Origin of the sequence: Desulfobulbus sp., from assembly GCF_030824455.1 — a bacterium.
Lineage (GTDB): Bacteria > Desulfobacterota > Desulfobulbia > Desulfobulbales > Desulfobulbaceae > Desulfobulbus.
In genome coordinates this window covers 20,580-43,494 of sequence record NZ_JAVBXR010000022.1, presented here as the reverse complement: position 1 = coordinate 43,494, position 22,915 = coordinate 20,580, and the positions used below count along the sequence as shown (strand labels likewise).

The following is a 22,915-nucleotide window of genomic DNA, read 5'->3' as shown; positions in this document are numbered from 1 at the left end:
AAGAGATCGGCATACCCAGGCGTTCCGAATGTTCCAGGGAGCAATGGAGGAAATCGATTTTTTGCAGGATAGATGTTTGGCGGACAGAGGAAACAAAAGGTTCTGGCCGCTGTCCGGGAAAGGACAGCGGCCAGAGGAAGGAAGGGCGCGAAGCTTTAGTTCGGCAGATATTTGGTCAGCGGGCAGTTTTTGCAGCCCTCGGAAGGCAGATCCGCGCTTTCATGGACCTTGCCCACGATGTCGGCCACCGCGGCCTTGGTGTCTGGGTAAAAATTCTCCCGGCCAATCTTGTCAAACAGATGGGTCCGGTCAAGCACGGCCAGGATCGGGCCCTTGGCGTTGCAGACCGCAAAGCCCAGTTTGGCGGCGTGCAAGCGGTCCACCAGCAGGGCTAGCTCCTCTTCGCCCGAGGCGTCAATGTCGTTGATGCCGCTGGCGTCGAGCAGGATGTAGCGCAAGTCCGGCATGTCGTTGCGATATTTGAGGATCTGCTCGTCCAGATAGCTGGCGTTGGCAAAGAAGAGGGCTCCGTCGAAGCGAACCACCGCGATGTGGCGACAGCCGCGCAACCGATGCTGTTCCGTGCTTTGCAAGGAGCCGTCTTTGTACATCGACAGTTTGGCCACCACCGGCCGCATCGACTTGTAGAGGAAAACCGCCATGGACAGGCCGACGCCCACCATAACGCCTTTGTCAAGGTGCGGGGCAAAGGCCAGGGTGACGACAAAGGTGATGATCGAGATAATGCCGTCGTGTTTTTGCGCATGCCAGGAGTGGACAAAACCCTTGGTGTTGATCAGGCCGATAACCGCCATCATGATCACTGCGGCCAACACCGCCTGTGGCAGGTGGTAGAGCAGCGGCGTGAGGAACATCAGGGTGATGACCACCATAATGCTGGTGATGACGCTGGAAATGCCGGTTAACGCGCCGGCCTGCAGGTTGACCGCCGAGCGGGAAAACGAGCCCGACACCGCATAGCTGGAACCAAACGAGCCGATGATGTTGGCCAAGCCCTGACCGATTAATTCCTGGTTGGGATCAAGTTTTTGCCCGGTCTTGGCGGCCATGGCCTTGGCAATGGCGATGGCTTCCATGAAGCCCAGCAAAGAGATGATGATCGCGGTGGGCAGAATTTTGAAAATAGTGTTGGCCTGCAGCTTGGGGATGGTGAAGGTGGGCAGGCCTTCGGGGATTTTGCCGATGATTGCGCCGCCGCCCATGAGCAATAGCTGGTCGGTCTTGAGCTTGGAGTTCGACACCTTCAGTCGCCATGTGCCGTGATCGGTGGCGACGTCGCCTGGAACCGCGCCTTTCAGGTAAAACACCGCCTGGTCGCCCTGCTGCGCTTTTTCAAATTTGAGTTGGCGCAATTTACTGCGGAGTTCAAGCGTCTGCTCTTCCGCCTGCCCTATTTTTCCGGTGAGAAGGGCTATTTGGCTGTGCAGGGCGATGGACTCCAGGGATGGGCCGTGACCGTGTGCGGTCTTCTCCGCCTGCTCCAGTTCCTTGCCGGCGTTGAGTCGTTCCAGGCTCAATGTTTCGATTGTTTTGATCGTGCTGTTGAATTCGGTGATAAGCTGTTCGGCTTCGGGCAACTTGACGGCCGCCAATGGCGCGCGCACGTCTTTATTATAGCCGGTGAAATAGGAGAGCAGGGTGGTGATGACCACCGCCACCAGCACCGCTGGAATTTTGGGATTGATTTTCTTCAGGCCAACCATGATCGCCACTGCGCCCACGCCGTAGATCAGGGTGGGCCAGTGGGTGAAATCCATGGCCGCCTGCACCACCCGGATCATGGTGTCGTAATGATGCTCCGCCGAGTCGACGTCCACGCCAAAAAATTTGGACAACTGGGAGGTGGCGATGATAATCGCGCCGGCATTGGTGAAACCATTGACCACCGGGTGCGACAGGAAGTTGACCACCAGGCCGAGACGGAGCACGCCCAGGGAGAACTGAAACACGCCGACAATCAAGGCCAACAGGATGGAGTAGGCAATGAATTCGGTGCTGCCGGCCGAAGCCAGCGGCTGCAGCGAGGCGGCGGACATCAAAGAAACCACGGCCACCGGGCCAGTGGCCAGTTGCCGACTTGAACCGAACAGGGCCGCGACCATAGGCGGCAGGAAGGCTGCGTACAGGCCGAAGTAGGCCGGCAGCCCCGCCAGTTGCGCATAGGCCATCGACTGCGGGATAAGGACCAGGGCCACGGTCAGACCCGCCAGGGCGTCGATCTGAAAACTCTTTGCGTTGTAGCCTTTAATCCAGCCGAGAAAGGGGAAAATTTTTGTCAGTGCCATGTCCGTCCGCTCGTGTTCGTTGAAGTCAAAGGTTGATGGGTCAGGGTTTCAGCCAACAGCGGCAGGACTCGATGAGCTCTTCATAGAGGGCTGTCGCCTGGTAGAGATTATAGGTGTCCAGACGGACCAGGCCGTCGACCAAGGTGAAAATGAGCAGGGCCTTCTTGTTGGCCGACACCTTGCGGATCGATCCGTCAGCCATGCCCCTGATGATCGCCTGCTCAAAAATGCTGATCAGGCCGCTGTAGATTTCCTCCAGATACTGCCAGCATTTGGGATTGTCCGGCGCAATCTGATAGTAATGGTGGCGGTGGAGGAGGAGAAACCGTTCTTCCATGACGCTGGACTGGTAGAGGTAGAATGAAATCGCTCCTTCCACCATCTCCAGCCCGGTGTCGAACTCGTTATCCTTGAGATACTGCTTGAATTTACCGACAAAGTCCTCTTTGAACTTTTGCAGCACGGCGAGAAACAGGTCTTCCTTGCTCTGAAAATGATAAAAGATGGTGCCCTCGGCCACTCCGGTGGCCTTGGAGATGTCGTTGACCGAGGTGTCCCAGTAGCCGCGTTCCGCAAAGAATTTGGTTGCCGCCTGCAGGATGGCTTCTTTTTTTGTCTGTGCGCGTGTCATACCTTCTTTGGTCTCTGTTGTCGGTCTGTTAAGTGAGCGATCACTCAGAAAACTGCATTGGCGACATTCCCGACTGAGCACTCACTCAGGATTTGTGATATTTAGATACCCCCGAACGCGTAACCGGTCAAAGTGTTTTTTTATATATCAGAATAATTTATGAAAAGGCCCGGTTAGGCTGAATAAAGGTAGGGGGCGCAATGCAGAGGTGAAGAGCTGCAACATCCCGTTGCATCGTAAAAATGCGGGATTGGTTGCCGGTGGGGAGGGCGGGGCTATTTTTTGTTCTTTCTGCGTGGAGAAAACGATTTGGCGGAAACAGGTTTGCCGGTGGCCTCTTTTTTGGGGCGCGGCGTATCGCCGACCAGAGCGACCTTTTGCCGTTCACGGCCGGCTTCACTTTTTTCGACAAAACAGGGCGCGTTGCTGAAGGGGTCAGTTTCGGTCCAGTACATCAGGGTGGACCAGGTGCACGGCGTAGGGGTGAACAACTGCACCTGGCGGGGAATAAGATGCAGCTCTTTGCGGCAGAAGGCATGCAGTGCTTCCATCGCCGCTTGGGTGCAGCCGGGGTGGGCGGCAATCAGGTAATAGGTGAGGAACTGTTTCAGTCCCTCTTCTTCGGTCAGTCGATTGAACAGGCTGCGGAATTGCAGCAGGGCCTCCGTGCCCGGCTTGCCCATGGCGTGCAGCACTTCGCTTTCGCTGTGTTCCGGCGCAATTTTCATCTGCCCGGAAACATGGTGGCGCACCACCTCGCGCAGATAGCTGAGGCCGTGTTTCTTGTCGGCCAGAATGATGTCGTAGCGGATTCCCGAGGCCACCGCGATTTTTTTGATGTTGTTGATGCTGCGCAGCCGCTGCAGCAGGCCAATGAGCGGGCCGTGATCGATTTTGAGACTCGGGCAGATGGTCGGAAACAGACAGCGTTTGTCCCGGCAGGCGCCTTTGGTCTGCTTTTTGGCGCATTCAAAACCGTACATGTTGGCGGTGGGACCGCCGACGTCGGCAATGGTTCCTTTGAAGGCCGGGTGAACGGCCATCCGCTCCGCCTCGCGCACAATCGACTCGACGCTGCGCTGTTGGATGGTGCGCCCCTGATGCACGGCAATGGCGCAGAAATTACATTCGCCGTAGCAGCCCCGGTGGGTGGCGAGGGCAAAACGGATGGTGTCCAGGGCGCGCACCGTGCCCAAACGCCGATTCAGGGGATGGAGATCGCGTTCAAAATCGAGATTGTGGACCTGGTCGAGTTCCGCTGTGGACAAGGGCGGCTGCGGCGGATTGTGAATCAGGAAGCGGCTGTCCTGCTGCTGCGCCAGCATCTGGGCGGTGATTGGATCATTGTTGTCGTAGAAGACGCGGAACATGGCGGCAAAGGCGGTTTTATCGGCCGCTGTTGTTTGGTAGGCAGGCAGCATCAGGGCGGTTGCCGGCGCTTCGGCGGCTGCGTAACAGAGGCCGCGAATCGAGGTTGGCGACTGGCCGGCGGCCAACGCCCGTGCCAATTCGAGCACGGTGCGTTCGGCCATGCCGTAGAGCAGGTAATCGGCCTTGGCGTCAAAGAGGATGGAGCGGCGCACCCGGTTGTCCCAGACGTCGTAATGGGCGATGCGGCGCAGGCTGGCCTCGATGCCGCCCAACACCAGGGGCGCGGTGCCTTTGAAATGCTGGCGAATCAGATTGGCGTAGGCGATCACCGCCCGGTCGGGACGGCGGGTGTTGAGACCGCCGGGGGTGTAGTCGTCGGTTTTGCGGCGGCGGCCGGAGGCGGTGCGGTTGGCGACCATCGAGTCGATGCAGCCGCCGGTGACGCCCCAGAAGAGTTTGGGTTCGCCCAGACGAGTGATGTCCGTGCCTGAGTTCACTGCCGGCTGAGCAATGACGCCGACCCGAAAACCATGATGAACCAGCAGTTTGCCGATCATGGCGACGCCGATGAAGGGCGAGTCGATATAGGCGTCGCCGGTAACCAATATCACGTCCAGTTGGGGCCAGCCCAACCGTTCCATTTCATCGCGAGTGCTGGGGAGAAACATCTCAGGCCTCCGCGCCTTCAGTGATTCGGGCGGCTGCGGCCCGGCCGGCCAGCCAGCCGGTGGAAAAGGCGGCCTGGAGGTTGTAGCCGCCGGTGTCGGCCTGAATGTCGAGGATCTCGCCGGCAAAAAACAGCCCTGACGTCAGCCGCGATTCCATGGTGCGGGGATTGACCTCGCTGACGTCAACTCCGCCGGCGGTGACAATGGCCTCGGCCAGCGGGCGGTGGCTGACCACCCGCAAGGGGAAATTTTTCAGCCAGTGACGCAGTCGCTTGCGTTCGTCGGCTCGGATGGTTCCAACCAGGCGATCAGCGCCCAGATCAATCTCCTCCAGGGCCACGGCCACCATTTCCTTGGGCAGCAGGCCGCGCAACACGCTGGCAATTGGTTCCAGTCGTCGCTCTTGGAAATCGCGCACCAGTCGGGCGTCGAGTTTTTTTTCATCCAGCGCCGGCTTGAGATCGAGCTGGACAATCACTTCCTGCCCCTGGCGCAGGGCGTCGACAATTCCGCCGCTGAGGGTCAGAATCACCGGGCCGCTGAGACCGTATTCCATGAAGGTGAGTTCGCCAAAGGCCTCTGCCTTTTTTTTGCCGTCAATGAACACCCGCGCCAGGATGTTGCGCAGCTGCAAATTGGCCATTCGGGCGGCCAGGCCGCCTGCGGTGATCAGCGGCGTCAGCGCGGGCCGGATTGGCACGATGCGATGCCCGACTTCTTCGGCTAAACGATAGCCGTCGCCGCTGGAGCCGGTGAGCGGGTAGGAGGCTCCGCCGACGGCAAGGATGAGGGCTTTGCAGGCGATGGTCGCGCCGCCGCAAATAATTCCGGTTAATCTGCCGTCTTCGACCAAGAGATGCTCAGCCGCGCAACCGGTGCGAACATGTACGCCGCAGCGCCCTAACCACTGCTCTAAAACTGCCAGCACTTCCGGTGCTTTGCCCGAGGTTGGAAAGACGCGGCCGCCGCGTTCGGTGGTGGTGTTCAGTCCCAGTTCATGAAAAAATTGGACCAACTCAGGGGTGAAAAAACGGTGAAAGGCTTGGCGAAGAAAGGGGCCGGTGGGGCCGAAATGACCAAGAAACTCGGGTAGCGGGGCGACGTTGGTCAGGTTGCAGCGCCCCTTGCCGGTGATGCAGAGTTTGCGGCCCGGCCGCTTCATCTTCTCCAGAACAACAACCTTGGCCCCCGCCAGGGCGGCCTGTCCGGCGGCCATCAGGCCTGCGGCGCCGCCGCCGACCACCACCAGGCAATTCTGGGGCGCCGCAGCCTTTTGCAGGCGATTGTCGTTTTGGGAAAGAGGCGTGGAATCCATGCGCCAGTACTACACCAAGCCACGGGAAAAAACACCTTAATCCTCAGATTCGCAGACTGTCGCCCCATGGGTTGCATGCTGGTTGTTGACAGATGGGCACCGCTCCACTATCCATAATAATCGCTTGTTTATCCAGAAAAGAACACCAACGCACGCGCGACGGGCTTGCTCAAGGGAGAATGCAAATGGACCATTCGTTGCCAGGATTGATTCTGACCGGCGCGTCCGGTTTTGTCGGCCGTAATTTCATCAAGGCCGCCGCCGGCAGATTCCGCCTGTTTTGCGTTGCCCGGAGGTCCATGGAGGAGGCGGGGGTGCTGCCAGAGGCCAATCTTCGCTGGATTCAGGTGGATATCGCTGAGGCGGACAAGATGGAGAATCTTCTCCAACGGGTGCAGGGCCATGGCGGCGTTGATTATGTGGTCAATTTAGCCGGCTATTACGACTTCACCAACCAGGAGCATCCCGAATACACCCGCACCAACATCCACGGCGTCAAAAACATGCTGGAGCTGGCCAAAAAGTTGGGCGTCAAACGGTTTATCTTTGCCAGTTCGCAGGCCGCCTGCCCCTTTGGTCCGGTGATCAACGAGGAGGCCCCGCCGGACGCCGCCATCCCCTATGCGAGAAGCAAGCGGGCCGGCGAGGAACTGGTGCGGGAATACGCGCCGTGGGTGCCGGGGGCCATCGTCCGCATTGCGGCGGTGTTCAGCGACTGGTGCGAGTATCCGCCCCTCTACACCCTGCTCAACAACTGGTGCTCGGGTAAATTTTTGGAGTCGCGGATCATCGCAGGCCAAGGGAAATCCGCCATTCCCTACATCCATGTCCAGGATCTGGTGCAATTTTTTCTGCGGGTGATCGAGAAAAGCAACCAAATGGAGCGGCTCTGTACCTTCAACGCCGGGCCGGACGGAACGGTGTCGCATCTGGAACTCTTCCGCATTGCCAGCCAGTTTTCCGCCAATGACCATCTCAAACCGTGGCGGATCAACCGCTGGCTGCTGGCCCCGATGATCCTGGCGCGGCGACTGCTCAGCCGGCTGCAGGGCAAGGCGCCCTTTGAGCAGTTGTGGATGCTCAAGTATGTCGATCAACAGCTAATTGCCGACAGTTCGCGGACCCGCAGGGAGTTAGGCTGGAAGCCGACGCCGCGCAAATCCATTACCCGGCGATTGGTGTTCCTGATTGAGAACATGAAAAGGAACCCGGAGCTGTGGCGGCAATGGAACGAGGCCATGCTCCGCAAGGAATCGGACCGGCCGCACTTGGCCCTGCACGGGCTTTTGTGCGACGCCATGGACGCCGCCCGCGACAGCGTGGTTGAAGCTATCAACTCGCGGCTCCTGGCGCGCGACGAAGTGGTCGAAGCAATGACGGCGCGGCCGCTTGACGAGGAACAAGCCGAGGGCCATTCAAGTTGCATTCGGGCGCTGCGGGCCATGAATAGGGACGTTGCCGATTCATTTGTTCGCCTGCTCTATCAGTTGATCGTCACCGTGATGCGAACAAGAAACCGTCCGATGATGCAGCAATACGGCCACACCATCGCCTTCCTGCCGATGACCGCTGGTTTCTGCGGCGGGCTGGCCAGCCGCAGTCTGTTCATCATTGGCGAATTTCTGGTGCAGCGATTTCGCGGCCGCGCAAAGTTTCGCCAGGTGACGCCCAGGGCCGACGAGTACATTGCCATGGCCATCCACATGGCCATCGACCGGATTGAAGATCAGGTGGAAATGGCCACGCTGCAGTCGCCCAGCCTGCAGGACGAGTTGCGCAAAATGGCCCCACCCACGGACAATCTACGACTGGAACAGGTGATCAGCCAGTTGGAAGACCTTTGCAGCGAGGCTGTTTCCGGCAAATCCTGGACCAGTCCGCTGGTCAAGGGGTGAGCTTCGTTTGCAACCCAAAAACATTGCATTTTGCGCTGGCGTTTTGGAGGTCGTACGGCTCGTGAGAACTCTTTATGGAGGGTAACAGTCGAGCGGAGTATCTGCTTGTGACTAGAAAATCTAGCGTTGGGGGCTGATTGAGTGGTCAGGCGTGGGGATGCTGCTGGCGTTAGAAACAGAAAAAGCCCATCTCGATTCCTTCATCTTAGGTGGATAAGATGGTGGACAAGATAGGCTTTCTGATGAGGAACTGACTGAAAATGCAATAAAAACAAATAATTGGTGGGCTAAGCTCTATCGAAAATGCACTGTATGTGTCTGTTTTGTAAGTAAAAATTTATAGCCAAAAAAGTAATCTACCCCCAAAACTACCCCCAAAAATAAATCCATACACCTGCAAAACAAAATCACGAACAAATCAAGAAAGAAGAAACGGCGTGTCTGAAGAAACGGCGTGTCTGAAGAAACGGTCATGGTGGTATCCCTCGATTGTGTCGCCACGTAACTCAAAACGGTGTTCGGTAAGAGAGCAAGAAACGTTGTTTCTTACTTCTTTGTTTGCGCGATGTAAGAGATTTCGGAGAGCGCCACCCGGCTATTTCCATGGGCCTCGGTCGGGGGATGGTGGCAAAGATCATGGCTGGGGATTTGCGACGCGTCCGGCTGGGGCGCGTTGGCTCGGTGGTGTCGATGTTGTTCTCCTGGCTGCCGGTGGCCGACCTGTGGTGAATTGCATGGCGTGGATGGTGCTGCGCGCCGGTGTGCTTTTGTGGGCGGCTCGATGCCTTGGTGGTGATCTTGGCCAGGTTGGGCCGGTCCCAGAGTGGCTCTTCTTCTTTGATGGCTGTCGTTGCCTTCCCTGCGCTTGGTCATGTCGTGGTCGACTACCTGCAAAGAGAGCGATCACGCTGGCCGGTGGTGCCGGTAATCCGGCCATTCGGTGGTGGTGTCGACACTGCCTCCTGGCTGCGGCTGACGTGCTCCTGGTGGTCAGGGGCCAGGCTGCTGAACGGTCGCCTTCTTCCTTGCCGGTGTCAGCTCTTCAAGTGGACCGTTGCCGGTCCGTGGCGGCAAGGAGCGTGTCGATGATCGGCAAAGAGCAGGATCATCCGGGCCGCTGGTGGCTTGCTCCTATCTCGATGTGATTTTTTGGGTGATCGTTGAGGAGCTGTAGCCGTCGGCCATGAAACTGCCTTCGAAATAACGCCTGTTTTTTGCCGCTGTCGCGTTTTTTTCATTGGCGCGTGTCCTTGGGTCGTCTGGCGCTGTTTTATCTTCTCTGTCGAGACGCCCGCACGGCTGGAACATCTGTCGGCGGAAAGGAAAGACTCCTTTCCCCGCAATAGAGTACAGCCGGGGATTCAACTTGTTCCTGGCTCGAGTCGCCCGCTCCGCAACTATAATCGGGAGGGCGACCTCGAGCCGCGCCGGTTATTCGGAACCTGGGCGTGTTCAGCAGTTTCGTTTGATCGTAAAAATAGCGGCTGAATTTGTTGACAGATTATTTTCAAACAAATATACAAATGGTATGGGTTATTTGTATATTTGTTGAAAATAGGGGGCTGTCATGGAAGGATATCCGCATCTCATATTTAGAAGACACTGGGAAATAAGCACAAAAGTTCAGTATCAGCTGGGAGAATGCGAGGCGATGAGCAGGATTATCGCAAATAGCCCGTTGCGGCCAAAGGATCGGGATACGTTGCTACAGCTTTCTTTGATCAAAGGTGCACAGGCTACCACCGCCATTGAGGGGAACACTCTAACTCAGGAAGAAATTGAGCGGATATACGAGGGGGATCGGCTGCCTGTAAGTAGGCAATATCAACAAATCGAGGTCACTAACGTCATAGAGGCATTCAACCATCTCTTGAAAGCTGTGGTAAGGGAAGGGCAGGAATGGCTCATCACGCCCGATTTGGTAAGAGATTTCCATCGTCGTATTACGCAAAATCTTGGGGAACATATTGACGGAATTCCTGGCAAATGGCGTGAGGACCGCCGGCAAGTTGGACCTTACCTTGCCCCTGAACATCGATATGTTCCTGAATTAATGCAGAAGCTTTGCGATTGGCTTTTGATCGATTTCCATTATCCACGCGAACAAGATTTCAGCACAGCGGTTATCCAGGCGATTGTAACCCACGTCTATATCGAATGGATACACCCCTTTGCAGATGGCAATGGGCGAACCGGTCGATTGGTTGAATTTTTCATCTTGTTGCGTAAAGGGCTACCAAGTGTGGTTTCTCATATTCTTTCGAATTTTTACAACCAGACCAGAACAGAGTATTATCGACAGTTGAATAATGCTAGGAAAGAAAGGGACCTAACAAAATTTATCGCTTACGCAATACAAGGTTTTCGGGATGGGCTAGAGGAGAACCTTGAAGTCATACAGGATGGCCAGTTGAAAATCTTTTGGAGGAACCATATTTTTGAGACGTTTGCAGACTTCAAATACACAAAAAGAAGCGTGTTCAAGCGCAAGCGAAGTTTGATGTTGGCGGCGCCGCTCTCACGTTGGTTTGATATGAATGAGATTGCGTATGCGAATCCAGAAACGAGCAAGGAGTACGCCGTTCTTGCCCAGGCCACTCTGAAGCGTGACCTTGACGAATTGGTTGCTATGGATTTACTCATAAGAAAAGATGGAAAATATCACACAAACACAAGCAGGTTGCTCGCTTATCTCCCCGAAAAGAGATAGATTTAGGAGCTGTCTTCACAGTCGCCAACGACACCGTAGTTAATTAGAGTTGCTCTCGGTGTCGGATTGCCGCCAAGCTGGCTGTGGGATCGGGCTTTCGCCCGACTTCTGAAGAAACCAAGAAAGAAATAACAGTGTTTTGAAATAACAAAGTAACGAAATAACGGTATGCGGCGGGCGTGGGTGCATACCTCATCTGTTGCCCTTGTTCACCCTGGTCGAATAGAAGTTTTTGATGGCGGCATTCATTCACGTTTCCTTTCGTCTCTGTTTGCCGCTGCGCAAAGCAAATTGGCCGCCTCTATTTTTCGTTTTCTGAATGATCACCTTTGGGATGGTGTTCAGGTGCTCGGGGCTCTTTTGCCTCCCTCTTGAAAGTGCCCCTCATGAATGCCCATGCCTCTTCGTCAATTTGTTCTGGAGTCAAAACCCTGGGGCGAGGTCTCTTGCGGTGGCTTTGGCAAGGGGGCATGATGTCGAGAATGGAGCCGATGCCTTTGAGTATGTTCCGGAGGGTATCTTTCATTTTTGATGGTGGGGCGCTCTGATAGATCAAGTAACTACGTTACTTTTATTTGGTGGTCACGAAATTAGATGTTTTTCCCCACCCCTAAAAACACAAGCGGCCATGAACTCCGCATCAGCGTTTGCATTTTTGGTAATAATCTGGCAACCAGAGCCTGCCTATCGGTTTCGGTTTGATTTTTTTTTGAGGGGGGCAGTGAGTGCTTGTTGTGCTGGTGACTGCAGGTGCGTGTAAGCGCCCCTTACTGACAATTGACTCAATCTTCATTTCTCTATCCTTTTGGGCGGAACGGTGATCATCGCACGCCAAACCGTTTTAACCGTTCGCGGGTTGTTTCGACGGGCTGCTTTGGCCCCTTTGGGGGCCTTCCAGCCATGGCCTCGGCCTCCAACCGCTCAGCCAGCTTTATCAGCTGCTTGCCAATGCCGCGCAACATGGCGGCTACAATCTGACCTTCTGTGACTGTCGGCAACCCCTGTATCGTCTTGTTTGCCTCTTGATCTTTTGGCGGCCTCGTTATTTTTTGTTGTGTCGTCATTGCCCTTCCCTTGAGCTTGCCAATTCTATATCGACTCTGTTTTCATCGTGGACTTCGATTCCATTGCCCCTGCGCCTTGTTCTTTCCTGTCTAGGGTGGCTCTATCCGTAACAGCGTAACAAAAACGAAAATACAATAATTTGCAACACATTCGACACGTAACCGTTACCGTAACACTGTTCTTATCCGTAACGCCTTAGTCGTCAAGCTGTTGGCCCCATCCTCCCTTGTTACGGTAACAATCTGTTGCGTTACGGAAGACGTTACGCCGTATTTCTCTGTTTTTATGATCTTGTTACGCTGTTACGGATAGAACTGGAGGTTGAGGCGGTATGTACCGAGAAAACGCCTCCTCGAATTGCTCTCTTTCATACCCCTTGGCGAGGCCTGCATGCCGGAAGCGAAGCGTATTGCTGGCAATGCCGTACCCTTTCAGCTTGTTGGCCAGCTGTCGTGGCGAGATGGGATTTCCCCGGTTGTAGGTCGCCCAGGCCTTTTCATCATCATCGCACAACGCCCTAATCAGATCAGCCGTGCTGATCCTGTCTATATCCCTCATCTCAAAGATTTCCTTGATGTCGGCCAGCAGTTCACCGCCGATGGTTTGCGCCGCGCTCTCGCAGCCGGACAGTTTGATGGCGGCCCTGGTTCCGATCTCCAGCCAATGGCCGCCGGCAACCATGGCGATTGCCAGCAGGGGTTCCCAGTTGTCCTGAGCCCGGTCGTTCAGGCACGATGGAAGAGGCGGGCGGGTTTGCCGGACCATGGCGGCGTAATCGTCGGCGAACCGGGCGAGCTTTGCCCGCAGGTTGCCGAAGAGATCAGCCTCGGCGTAGCGGAGCCGGGCCACCTCTTCATGGGGCAGTTTGCGCCGAAGCTCCAGGATAACTGATCGGTCCATGATGGTGTCGGCAACATGGCCGATTCCGGCAATAGCCTTTGCGCCCCAGGTGTTGAACTTGGTGGGGGTGAAGTTGTCGCCAACGGTACGGATGACATACGCTGAATCCCGGGTGTGGCCGCTGTTGATGATCCCGCGCAATTCCTCGTTGTCTTTCAGGAAGGCGTCGGCTTCATCAATCAACAAGGTCGGTTGCCACGCGTCGATGGCTCGGTACAGCGCCGCCGGGGAAATGCTGCTTGCCGTGATGGATCTGGCGGAAAGCCGCCCCAGCAGAAACAGCAGCTGCGACTTACCGCACCGTTTTTCCGGGGCGGTGATGATCGCCAGAGGGGCGACCTGCACCACGTCCATGAACCAGGTCATGGCGGACCAAAGAGCCACGGCGTGGGCGACCTCGGTGGAACAGATAATGAACCGCTGGATGGTGGCGGCAATGTCGGTCAACAGTTGGCTCGGTTCAACAGGTTCTGGCCACGGGTCTGGTTCATCAAACGGCAGAATGCTTTCATTTTGGCTTTTTCCTGCCTCCTTGACGGCCCGGTCAAGGGCAGAGGCTCGAACACCCAACGCCTCGGCAACAGCGCGCCGTTTCTGCTCGTATTCGAGGGCTGACAGCCCCGCCAGATAACGAATCATGGCGGCCGGGTCCTCTTGTTCGGGATTATGGTCTGTGCAGTCTGCTGCATCGTCAACCGGCTTGGCGTCTGCAATCGCCTTCCGTACTGCGTCAGGGCCTTGTTCGTGCCACAGATCCCAAAAATCTGCTTTTTTGCCCATACCAGGAATGGCCAGTAACCCGCCGGCAGACATGGCGGCAGCAGTGGCCGCCTCGATGCCCGTGTTGTTCTCTTTATCCGGATTGAGGTCATCGTCGGCGCAGACAATGATCTGGTGTCCGGGGTGCTTCGTTTGGATGATTCCGGCAACCTGCGTCAGATTTGTGGCGGAAAAAGCCACCGCCGCCGGGTAGCCGGTCGCGGCATGGATCGCCGCGCCGGTGGCCCAGCCTTCAGCCACGCACATCGGCCAATCTGGTTCGGGCGGGTCGCCAAGGAGGAACAGCAGGCCAGAGACGGCGCCGCCTTTCAAAAACATCTTCTGTCCTTGCTGGCTGATCGTCTGGAGGGAGCAAACCGCGCCCTCCGTGTCGCACATTGGAACCAGCAGCAGGCGGCCCTCCTGACGGAGCCCTTGGCCTTCGAGGCCCTTGCCGGCAAGATAGGGGTGGTCACGATTTGCCGGGCCGGCCGCTTCCCACCGTCGGACAGCCTCGGCGGCGGCCGCCTCCCGATCCGGCCGCCGCTGGCTGCTTGTCTCTTTGGTTCGTTTCTCTGGTGCCGGTTGAGCGCGCCCCGTCAGCGGCAAACGCTCGGGCCAGAGTCCGCGGGCACGCAAGGCGCTGATAACATCCTGATTGGAGCATCCGGCCCAGCATTTCAGCACCGGCCGCAGGTTGTCGCCCAGATCGATTGACAAAGAGGGCTCCTTGTCGTCATGGGCCGGGCAACGGCACATCCAGCCGCCGCCCGGTTTTGGCTTGCCGCCCAGGGCGCGGCCTATCGTTTCGATAGCATTCATCATGCGCTTCCCTTGCGCTGGTGGGCGTGATGAATGGTGGTCTCTATGTTATCGCCAAGGGTATGGACAATTCCACCCAACTCTTTGATGGCTGTTTGCAGCGCAAAGAGGGTGGGTGTCTTAACGATTTCATGCATCTGGCAGTCGCCGCACGGCGCACTTGGTTCCTCTTCCAAGATGAGCTGCAGTTGAATGGCGGACATGATCTTTCCGAGCGTGGCGACAGATATTCCAATTTCTCGAATTCGGTTTGCGGCCGCCTCAACGTCCCTTTGTTCAGATGCGGAAAGCACGGTTGGTTTTTCTGGCTGCTGTATTGCGTTCATGGCCGGCCCTCCTGTCCCGTTTTCATGGGCGGCCATTTTGCGAGGTCATGGGGAAGTATGTGGCAGGTGTTAAGGCGGTGTTCCAGTTCCCCCCATGTCGTGCTGAGGTGTTCTCGATGCTCGTTGATTATCATCTGAATTTCCTTGATCAGATCCGTCGCTACCGAAAGCGCCCACGCTATATGTTCCTCGCTAATCATGAACTTGTCGGATGATGGATCCTGGCAACCTGATATCAGGTGAATGACGGCATTCAGTTTGTCGAGGGGCTCTTCCGGTTCGCGATCACCGTGCACAAATCCCAGGTGGAGGTTGGATAACAGTTCGCTGGTGCTGATGATCCCCCTTTGTTGTTCCTGGCCTGCATGTGCTGCTGGTGTATGACTGTTCATTGCTGCACCTCCTGCGCCGTTCCCCTATGGGGCGTCTCGCCGCAGTCATGGCCTACCAAAGAATAGGGCGCAATCCGTTTGCTGATTTCCTCGTAAAGGGTATGGCAATGGTCCTGGTATCCCTCGGCCCGTTTTCCTGCTTCAATCAGGAGGTCAGACAGGAGAAGCAGACCCCAGGCAACATCATTGGGGTAAAGCCTGGATTCACTGGTTGCATCATCCTGGCAGCCCATGAGCATGCGAACAACGGCTTTGGCTTTGTCGATGGGCTCGTAAGGCTCTTGCAATTGTTCCCCAGCTAGTGTGTGAACAGGGCTCAATCCGTCCATGATTTTGTCAGCGTCAATGCATGAAGTCCCCTCGGCCGTACTCCTGTCGGCGGTCGCCCGCTGCATGACCTGGCGGTGATAATCCTCCAAGTGTGCCTTAGCCATTACAAGCGTTTGGGTCAGAGAAATATCTTGCGATTGCGGAATCCTGGCCTTGCCTTTCTTGCCGGCGTTCTTTTTACCGCGCTGCCGGCGGAGACGTTCCAAGCCTCGGTCCACCATGGCTATGGCATCGGCAATGTCGCTGGCTTTGGTTAAACCGTGATGGCTCCCGTCATCGGTTTGGGGTGCGAATTGTTGGCGGCGGCGTTTAGCTGCTGCTGTAGCAAGGGCCGGGGTGGTGCGGTCGGTGGCGCTCATGACAGCACCTTGCCGTCAACCCGTTGGGCAATCGCTTTGAGTTTCTTCAAATCTGCCACCAGCTTTGACTCTAGGTCACCGGCATGTTCACAGAAACGGTTCGCCATGGAGGCTACAGATTCGATAACGTCAACCATGCGGGTGTAAATAGGGTCGTCATCTGCCCCGGAGTGATGAAGGGCGTAATCGCGAAGCACTTCGAGGGTGCTGTGGAGATGCCGCAAAAGAGGCATAAGGGCGGCGTGGGGGTGGCTGCCGTTGTGGCGGTGGTGGCGGGAGGACATGTTGTTGTCATTACTATTTCTCCAAATAAACATTCCGAAAACATTTCTAAACCCTATTTCCTGAACGGTGGCGTGGGGGGGGTGTTTTGAATACGGTATCATTGCCCACCTCGCTGTTGCCGGATGATTTTGTCAATGCTGTCAGGGCGATACTTTATTTCTCCAAGAATTGAATACTTTCGTGGCGCCCACTCTGCCTGTGGCCTAGGCACCGACGCCTCAAGTGCTTCTGCCTGCAGGATCAGGTCTTTGGCCATGCGGCGCAGTTGGTTGGCCACTATCAGGGCTTGTGGCAACGGTTGAAGACGCGGCCCGGCATCGGTGGGCGGGTTGTGGTGCTGCCCATCATCGGCCAAAGGTGGGGATTGTTTTTTGGGGGAAGTGACTGCTTTTTTTGCTGTGGTGGTGCGGGTGGTGGTGGCGCGCTGCATGTTGTTCTCCTGATGTCATGGGATTTTAAGCCCATTGTTGCGCGGTAAAACGCAAAAAGGGGCGGACTATGTGGGTTGGAAGACCGGCACCAGGACCAGCAGGGGTTTCCCCCTCCCACATAGCCGCCCCAAAGAGAAAGCAAGCTATGATGATTTGACGCACTACACCCAAACGTAAGGCGCAAAAAAACCGCCGAACTGGGAGTTGTGGCGGTGCGTCCGCCTGGTGTTCGGGCTTCCAAACCCGGCAAACGTTTTTTGCGTTTGCGTTCTTATCTTTGCCGGGAAGTTGGGCAATTGTCAAGAAATGATTGGTTGAGACCCGTCGCCCGCTGTTTCCCCTTCTTTGCGCTGTTCAACAAGGCAGCGCCTGGCCTCATGAGTGAGATGGTTTGAATGGTCTGTGAGCGCATGGATGGCGCTGTACAGACCACCAACATTTCTCCCGTTGGTAAGGATATCGTGCCACTGGCCACAGGTTTCGCACCGTGGTTTCATCGTCAACAATGAGATGGTGCTCAGGGCCATGGTGATTGCGCTGATGGCCTCGTTGTTGTCTTCGATCTGTTCCAGGTGATCGCGTGCCTGTTCCGCAGGGATTCCTGCTGGTGGCCTGAAATCGAAAAACACCGTTTCACCGGGACCGTCGGCGTGTGCATGCTCAGTATTGATGCTGCTGGCATCAAGGCGCATATCGTTGAGCGCATGCAGGAAGGATTCCCCATAGTGGGCGGCGGACTCCTTGCGTATGACGAACTCGCCAGGCTCCAGGAGCACAAGCACCTTGTCCCCCCCGCCATACCCCGGCAGCTGGCCGCCCATTGTGTAGAGTTGCGCCAAAATTGCATCCGGCAAAGTTTCAAGATCCTTGAGTGGGATGTAGCTGGTTTCTTCGTCAACCTGTTTGGTTATTTCCTGATCGTTCATGTGATCCTCTTTTTTTGAATGGAGATTATCTGTTGCTGCTTCGCCGTCTGTTGTAAGCGTCGACAGCCCTGAGAAGCTGCGGGATATGTTCCTTTCCGATCACCATCGGGTGGGCCTGAGTGCTTCCCGGCAGGGTCAGGTTAAGGTTGACCGTTTCAGCCGGAGCCTTGGCGGTTGCCAGACCGCCTTGTTGGAACCGCTGATATGCAGCACTGTTGGCCCCGGCAATCAAGCCGCCGATCCTGGCCTTGACCGTGCTGATGTCGTTGAGCCGCATGGAGTTGAGCGCTTGCAAATAGCCCACGCCATACCGCGCCACCGCTTCCTTCCGGACCACAAATTCGCCCGGCTCCAGCAGCGCCCGCACCCGGTCGCCGCCGCCGTATCCTGGCAGCTTGCCGCCACGGGCAAAACGTGAAACCTGGCCGCCGGTCTGATAAGCGCCGATCAGCCCGCCCCAGCGGTTTTGCTGAACAGATTCCACGTAAACCTTCACATGCCTGTCTTTGGTGAGTTCGGTGAGTTGCTTTTCCAGCGTTGCAATGTCTTCACTTCCAGAGGCAAGGAACTGGTCCCAAACCTTTTCCCAATCGCTGGTCACGGTTCCCGCCGACGATTTTGACCCCGATTCCATGGCCTCCCACACCTTCCCCCAGTCGCCGTCTTCCGGTGGCTGAAAGACGTCGGCAAAGGCGGCCTTCATCTTCTCTTTCACCTGCTCGGCATTGGCGCCCATGGAATCGATTTGCTGCTTCACCAGGTTGATCTTCTCGCCGGCGGCGTTCTTCATGTTCTCCCAACTGGCAAGCCACTGTTGCTCGGCCTTGGTCATGCCGTCGGCTAAGTTGGCATATCCGGATTGCTCGGTCAGCGAATTCATAGCCCCAGCGGTGGCGGCCTGCTGCTGTTTGACGATGGAAATTGAGAGTTCGCCAGCGGATTTAACCCCGTCCATGGCGGTTTTTAAGGCTTGTTGCTTGGATATCAAGACAGTGTCGCCGTTTGTCACCTCCTGGTTGAGGTGACTGTACGATTGCTTGGCCTGATCGGCGTAACCAACCGCTTCCTTCCATTTCGCCCCGGCGGTGATGTTGTCCCCCGCGTTCATGGCCGCTGCCGCCTCTTTTGCTGCCTTTTTGGCGGCCGTTTCGTACTCCTGAGCCTCTTTTTTCTGATCCTGCCACGCGGAATAGTCGGACATGCCGGATCGGGCCATATCGCGAAGTTCGGCGGCGAGTGATTTTTCACGCCCAGAGATATCATCCTGCAGCTGGCGAATCTCTTTGGCGTAGTCCTGGTACTGCTTCTTCATCTCCTTGAGGGCTTCACCGGTCGCCTGTTTTTGGGCGGCGCCAGCCCGCTTGGCTGAATTGGATATTTCGGCTCCAGCCTTTTGAGCCGCCGGGCCGGTCTCGTTGAGGACCTGCACGTTTTTCTTCAACCATTCATGCATTTCTTCAACGCTGGTCATTTTGATGTAGTCGAAGAAACCAAGATTACCCTTGGCCACTTGGCCAAGAACCTCAAGCTCTGTACCGACGCCAGCCACCTGCTTGGTGCTCCATGCGCCCAGGTCAATCATTTTTGTGAACAGGGAAATGATTCCATCCCGGTTGCGGTCAATGGTTTGTGCAAGGTTGATGATGGATTGAGATATGGATCCTGTACCGCCGCTGGCTCTGTTCGATTCATCGACGATGCGCTTGAAGCTGTTTTCCAGCACGATCATGGCCCGTTCGACTGTCGGGGAAATCTTGCTGAATTCGGAGTTGATGGCTTGGGACATTTTCGGGAAGGCGGCTCGCAGTTTGTCGGCGGTCAACTCACCATTTTTTGACATGTCGCGGAGGCCGGCAATATTGGTGTTGAGAGCCTTGGCGAGTTCTGAGGCAAAGAAGCCGTTGTTCTCCAGCATGGAGCGGAATTCATCTCCTTGCAGTACGCCGCTACCCATCGCCTGGGCAAACTGCAGCATAAAGGCCGATGACATGGCGGTTGTGGAGCCATTGATAGTCAACGACTTGTTTACCATCTCCACAATCTGCAATGTATCACTGCTGGTACCTCCAAGGTCTTTCACCGCCCTGGACAGCTTGGCGTAGCTGTCGGCGTTGCCGGCATACTCGGTCCCGGTCTCCTGGCTGATCTGATAAAGGCGTTCGCGCACCATGGTCAGATCCTGCTCGCCGTCGGTGACCAGCTTCAAGCGAGAGTTGAGGTTGGTGTATTCATCCGCTATCTTCCTCACCTCATTGGCGTAGTAAGCGGCGCCAGCGACTGCCCCTCCGGCAGCTAATCCGCCAATGGCCAACTTCATTGCCGATAGGCCAGATAGCTTGACCTTCAGGGTTTCAGCCTCCTTTTGCAATCCCTGGAGTCCTTTGGTCGCCTTGCCGATTCCCGATGACATGTTGGTGTCTTTCAGGGAAAGAATGGCTTCAATTTTAGATTGTGTGGCCATGTGGTTAACCTCGTACGGGTGTCTCTTTCAGAGCTGTGAGAAAAAACGAAAATCCATATTCCCAGACCCTGGTGTGGCCGACGGCAATCATGATACAGATGGCGCGGTCAAGCTCTTTGCGGAAAGAATGGCCTGCTCCAGCCGTTCGGCAGCCTCGATGCGTCGGCTTATCATCGAGGCCAAGGAAGGGTTTACTTTCACCACCTCGCCACATAGGGCCACCACCTCCGATGGCTTAGCGGCGTCGAGCTGTTCAAGCGAGATTCCCGTGGATTCGCTGATCGCCAAAGCAGGGACCGGTTGGTCAATCAGATCGTCAATGAAGAGTGACGGTTCGTTCTTGAGGCGTTCGAAAAGTTCCCGCACCTGCTTCACGGTCAACTCTTTCACGGTGATGGATTGGTCTTGGAATGTGGTTGTGACGCTGTCTTGCATGATTGTGTGCCTCTGGGCTTGTTGCCCTGGTTGGTGTTCCCGCCCGGCGTCCTTGCCTGGCAGGTGTTGGTGTGCCGGTCGGCGACTGCTCCGCCCGGTGTGATTGCTTCAATGCATTGTTTCCCGGTGAATGCGGACGACGGGTTTAGGTTGCTCCACTTGCTCCATGCCCTGAGCGAGGTGCTCCCCTATGATGGCCATCCGCTCCATTGCACAAGAGCACATGTGAAGGCATTGAAAGAGATGGGCGCGGTATTTGGTCAAAAGGTTCATGGTGTCAATCCACTCCTTTCCGGCTGCATCCGCGTCCCCTTGGTATATCTGAAAGAGTTCGCCGCTCTTCTTGGCCAGGAGATCCAAGACGACAGGCCGGGCGCTGTCCCACGTCTCACAACCGGCAAGCGCCAGTTTGAGTTCTTCCTCGGTGATAGCCGCGTTGAACCGGGGTTGCTTGCCCTTGCCCTCGCTCAATGCGGTGTGCGTGTTCTTCTTGCTCATGTCTGATCCTCTTGACCTTTGCTGGTAAACTGATCCAATAAAGCGTTCGTCATGCCTTTTCCTGTTAACCCCGCCCCCCTCAGGTCGACCTGTTCAGGGCTGGCGGAAAGAAAAAAGGTGGGCGGCGCGGGTCCCTCTGACGGTTTGCCCACTCACGGGTATTTCGCACCCCGACCAACGCGCACGGGGAATATGTTATTTTGGTCGGAAAAACGGAACATAAACACAGCATGTGGTGGTGAAACAAAAGTGCTGCACCTTGATTTGCTTGTGCAGAATGCGTTGTTTTTTGCCGCGCCGTTTATTTTCACTGGTTCTACGCTCATGATTTGAGGAATGTTTCGAAGGTGGCGTGGAACGTGGGGATGAACTTCTCGTTGAACACCCGTCGGGCAATATCGTAGAAAGGCAGCAATGGTTTAATCGGACCATTTTTCCCCTGCAACATGACGGGCCGCAGGCCCTTGGCGCGGACAATCGATTGAATCCGGGATGCCGGGGAGACCCATCGGAGAATCCTGCCAGTCTTGGGGTCGCGCACAGCCACCTTGCGGTTGCCTTTTTGCCAGGTCCCGAACCTGGCAATGGTCCGCTTGGTCTTTGCCCCAAAACCGGCCTTGGTTTGAAATCGTTGGTGGATACCGGGCAGCAGGCGGCCGTTCCGCCGGCGAATGATCACGTAATCGCGGGCGCTCATGTTCCGCCGCGCCGAACGTGCGGTGAGGTTCGCGGAGAAGCCAGCTGATGTCTCCGCTTTTCCCAGGACGGACATGATTTGCCGGAGCTGACCAGGGGAGACGTTCCCCTCAGGTGTCATGCGGGCGAATTGTCCAGGGATGAGCCGCCCCATGCCGACACCTCGCTCAAAACCCTTGAGCTTTCGCCCGCCGCCCTCAACCTGTGGGACAAGGTAGTGCTGTTGCATCCGGGCCGGTTGCTTAAACCAGACTCTGGCCTCGGGCTTCCCTTTGGTGGCAGGGTCGAGTTGAAGGCTGTTGAGGGTGAAGCGGGTCGGTTTATCAAAAACGCGCTTCATCTCTGCAATCACCTCTTCCTTGATGGCTTTGCCGGTCTTTGTCAAAGATGCCCTTGCCGCGCGGTCCGCCTTTCCGGGCATTGATTTTAAAAGCTTGTCCAATTCTTTGATGCCTTTGATGTCCAGGGTGATCACTTCCTTGCCTCCTTGGTTGAGTGTTTTTTGCTGCGCTGCGGCGGCTGCGATATCTGCGTGATCGTCCGCGCCGACGATGGAAATGTGAAGCTGATTGCACCGCGCCTACCGATAGTCACAACAACCCCCGGCTTGCTCCACACCGGCAACCAAGCCACTCCCCAGGGGCCGTAAGGCCAACGGAATTTCGCGCGACGCACCAGGGCGGCCATGGTCCACCCCGCCGCCAACAATGCGGCTTTGTTCTCTTTGACCCAGGGCCAGGCGGCCGCGAAGTGCGCCCGCTGATCCTCTGTTGGTTCGCATCCCACAGGCTGCGGCGCGGCTGCTGTGTCGTGGTGGTCGCTGGCCAGACGCAAGTCGATATCTTTATCCTCTACCGGCGGCCGATCCGGGCCGGCCGCTTCCACCGGATAGCCGAAAAGGCCGGGCGTGCAGGTCAGGCAGACAAAACCCCCGCCGTCGATGTTCAGGAAGGCCCGACCGTGGCAGACCGGGCAGGGAGCCAGGAAAGAAAGGCGCTCCGGTTTGCGGTTCAGAATCCGCCGGCGTTCCTCGAGCGCTGCCGGCGAGGGACGCCAGATATCCGGGCCGCTCTCAGTGGCCGTCTGTTCCGATTTTTCAACATGATCTGCAGCCAATTCCTTCACTGCCGTGTCGCCGCCGGCGGGCCGTTGCGGCAGGAGTTGGGCCTGTGGTCTGGGGCTGACCAGCTGCTCGTCGGCGGCGGGGCCAGGATGCTGGACAGTGTCACTCCGGCCGCTGCTTTCGTCAATGTCGTCTAAAAATCCCATTCTGCTGTCACCAAACAAGGGCTTGCTGTCACCAAATTAAGGCTTGTTGTCACCAAATTAAGGCT

Annotated in this window: 18 protein-coding genes; 2 read left to right on the top strand and 16 right to left on the bottom strand. The window is 56.5% G+C overall.

Features of this window, described 5'->3' with window-relative positions; genetic code table 11:
* Positions 1 to 155: 155 nt before the first annotated feature.
* The 4 genes from RCH93_RS03765 to RCH93_RS03750 form a co-directional block, all read right to left on the bottom strand.
* Positions 156 to 2,306 carry a SulP family inorganic anion transporter gene (locus RCH93_RS03765; protein WP_306546980.1) on the bottom strand — a complete coding sequence of 717 codons (2,151 nt, stop codon included), beginning with the start codon at positions 2,304 to 2,306 and terminating at the stop codon, positions 156 to 158.
* Positions 2,307 to 2,346: 40 nt separating this feature from the next.
* The gene (locus tag RCH93_RS03760) at positions 2,347 to 2,937 is read right to left on the bottom strand and encodes a TetR/AcrR family transcriptional regulator (protein WP_306546979.1); all 591 of its coding nucleotides are present in this window, start codon (positions 2,935 to 2,937) and stop codon (positions 2,347 to 2,349) included.
* Between the two features lie 275 nt (positions 2,938 to 3,212).
* Complete coding sequence (locus RCH93_RS03755; protein WP_306546978.1) at positions 3,213 to 4,976, bottom strand: YgiQ family radical SAM protein; 1,764 nt, start codon at positions 4,974 to 4,976, stop codon at positions 3,213 to 3,215.
* A 1-nt stretch (position 4,977) separates the two neighbouring features.
* A complete protein-coding gene (locus RCH93_RS03750) occupies positions 4,978 to 6,291 on the bottom strand; it encodes an NAD(P)/FAD-dependent oxidoreductase (RefSeq protein ID WP_306546977.1) in 1,314 nt (437 codons plus the stop codon).
* Between the two features lie 185 nt (positions 6,292 to 6,476).
* Here RCH93_RS03750 and RCH93_RS03745 point away from each other — a divergent pair, with 185 nt between their 5' ends.
* Both RCH93_RS03745 and RCH93_RS03740 read left to right on the top strand, forming a co-directional pair.
* Positions 6,477 to 8,186 carry an NAD(P)-dependent oxidoreductase gene (locus tag RCH93_RS03745; protein WP_306546976.1) on the top strand — a complete coding sequence of 570 codons (1,710 nt, stop codon included), beginning with the start codon at positions 6,477 to 6,479 and terminating at the stop codon, positions 8,184 to 8,186.
* A 1,567-nt stretch (positions 8,187 to 9,753) separates the two neighbouring features.
* On the top strand, positions 9,754 to 10,896 hold the full coding sequence (locus RCH93_RS03740; protein WP_306546975.1) for a Fic family protein: 1,143 nt from the start codon (positions 9,754 to 9,756) through the stop codon (positions 10,894 to 10,896).
* Positions 10,897 to 12,255: 1,359 nt separating this feature from the next.
* Here RCH93_RS03740 and RCH93_RS03735 read toward each other — a convergent pair.
* From RCH93_RS03735 to RCH93_RS03680, 12 genes are all read right to left on the bottom strand, one after another.
* A complete protein-coding gene (locus tag RCH93_RS03735; RefSeq protein WP_306546974.1) occupies positions 12,256 to 14,445 on the bottom strand; it encodes a DUF3631 domain-containing protein in 2,190 nt (729 codons plus the stop codon).
* Entirely contained in the window at positions 14,442 to 14,768 is a 327-nt protein-coding gene (locus RCH93_RS03730; protein ID WP_306546973.1) for a hypothetical protein, read from the bottom strand. Before RCH93_RS03730 ends, RCH93_RS03735 begins: the two co-directional genes overlap by 4 nt.
* Complete coding sequence (locus RCH93_RS03725; protein ID WP_306546972.1) at positions 14,765 to 15,160, bottom strand: hypothetical protein; 396 nt, start codon at positions 15,158 to 15,160, stop codon at positions 14,765 to 14,767. The genes RCH93_RS03730 and RCH93_RS03725 overlap by 4 nt, the downstream gene beginning before the upstream one ends.
* On the bottom strand, positions 15,157 to 15,849 hold the full coding sequence (locus RCH93_RS03720) for a hypothetical protein (protein WP_306546971.1): 693 nt from the start codon (positions 15,847 to 15,849) through the stop codon (positions 15,157 to 15,159). The genes RCH93_RS03725 and RCH93_RS03720 overlap by 4 nt, the downstream gene beginning before the upstream one ends.
* On the bottom strand, positions 15,846 to 16,133 hold the full coding sequence (locus tag RCH93_RS03715) for a hypothetical protein (RefSeq protein WP_306546970.1): 288 nt from the start codon (positions 16,131 to 16,133) through the stop codon (positions 15,846 to 15,848). The genes RCH93_RS03720 and RCH93_RS03715 overlap by 4 nt, the downstream gene beginning before the upstream one ends.
* A 98-nt stretch (positions 16,134 to 16,231) precedes the next feature.
* Positions 16,232 to 16,564 carry a hypothetical protein gene (locus RCH93_RS03710; protein ID WP_306546969.1) on the bottom strand — a complete coding sequence of 111 codons (333 nt, stop codon included), beginning with the start codon at positions 16,562 to 16,564 and terminating at the stop codon, positions 16,232 to 16,234.
* A 300-nt stretch (positions 16,565 to 16,864) separates the two neighbouring features.
* Positions 16,865 to 17,491 carry a hypothetical protein gene (locus tag RCH93_RS03705; RefSeq protein ID WP_306546968.1) on the bottom strand — a complete coding sequence of 209 codons (627 nt, stop codon included), beginning with the start codon at positions 17,489 to 17,491 and terminating at the stop codon, positions 16,865 to 16,867.
* Between the two features lie 25 nt (positions 17,492 to 17,516).
* The gene (locus RCH93_RS03700) at positions 17,517 to 19,952 is read right to left on the bottom strand and encodes a tape measure protein (protein WP_306546967.1); all 2,436 of its coding nucleotides are present in this window, start codon (positions 19,950 to 19,952) and stop codon (positions 17,517 to 17,519) included.
* A gap of 87 nt (positions 19,953 to 20,039) precedes the next feature.
* The gene (locus tag RCH93_RS03695) at positions 20,040 to 20,387 is read right to left on the bottom strand and encodes a hypothetical protein (protein WP_306546966.1); all 348 of its coding nucleotides are present in this window, start codon (positions 20,385 to 20,387) and stop codon (positions 20,040 to 20,042) included.
* A 108-nt stretch (positions 20,388 to 20,495) separates the two neighbouring features.
* Positions 20,496 to 20,885: a hypothetical protein gene (locus tag RCH93_RS03690; protein ID WP_306546965.1), complete on the bottom strand. Its 390-nt coding sequence runs from the start codon at positions 20,883 to 20,885 to the stop codon at positions 20,496 to 20,498.
* A 322-nt stretch (positions 20,886 to 21,207) separates the two neighbouring features.
* Complete coding sequence (locus RCH93_RS03685; RefSeq protein WP_306546964.1) at positions 21,208 to 22,056, bottom strand: hypothetical protein; 849 nt, start codon at positions 22,054 to 22,056, stop codon at positions 21,208 to 21,210.
* Positions 22,053 to 22,850 carry a hypothetical protein gene (locus tag RCH93_RS03680; RefSeq protein ID WP_306546963.1) on the bottom strand — a complete coding sequence of 266 codons (798 nt, stop codon included), beginning with the start codon at positions 22,848 to 22,850 and terminating at the stop codon, positions 22,053 to 22,055. The genes RCH93_RS03685 and RCH93_RS03680 overlap by 4 nt, the downstream gene beginning before the upstream one ends.
* Between the last annotated feature and the right edge of the window lie 65 nt (positions 22,851 to 22,915).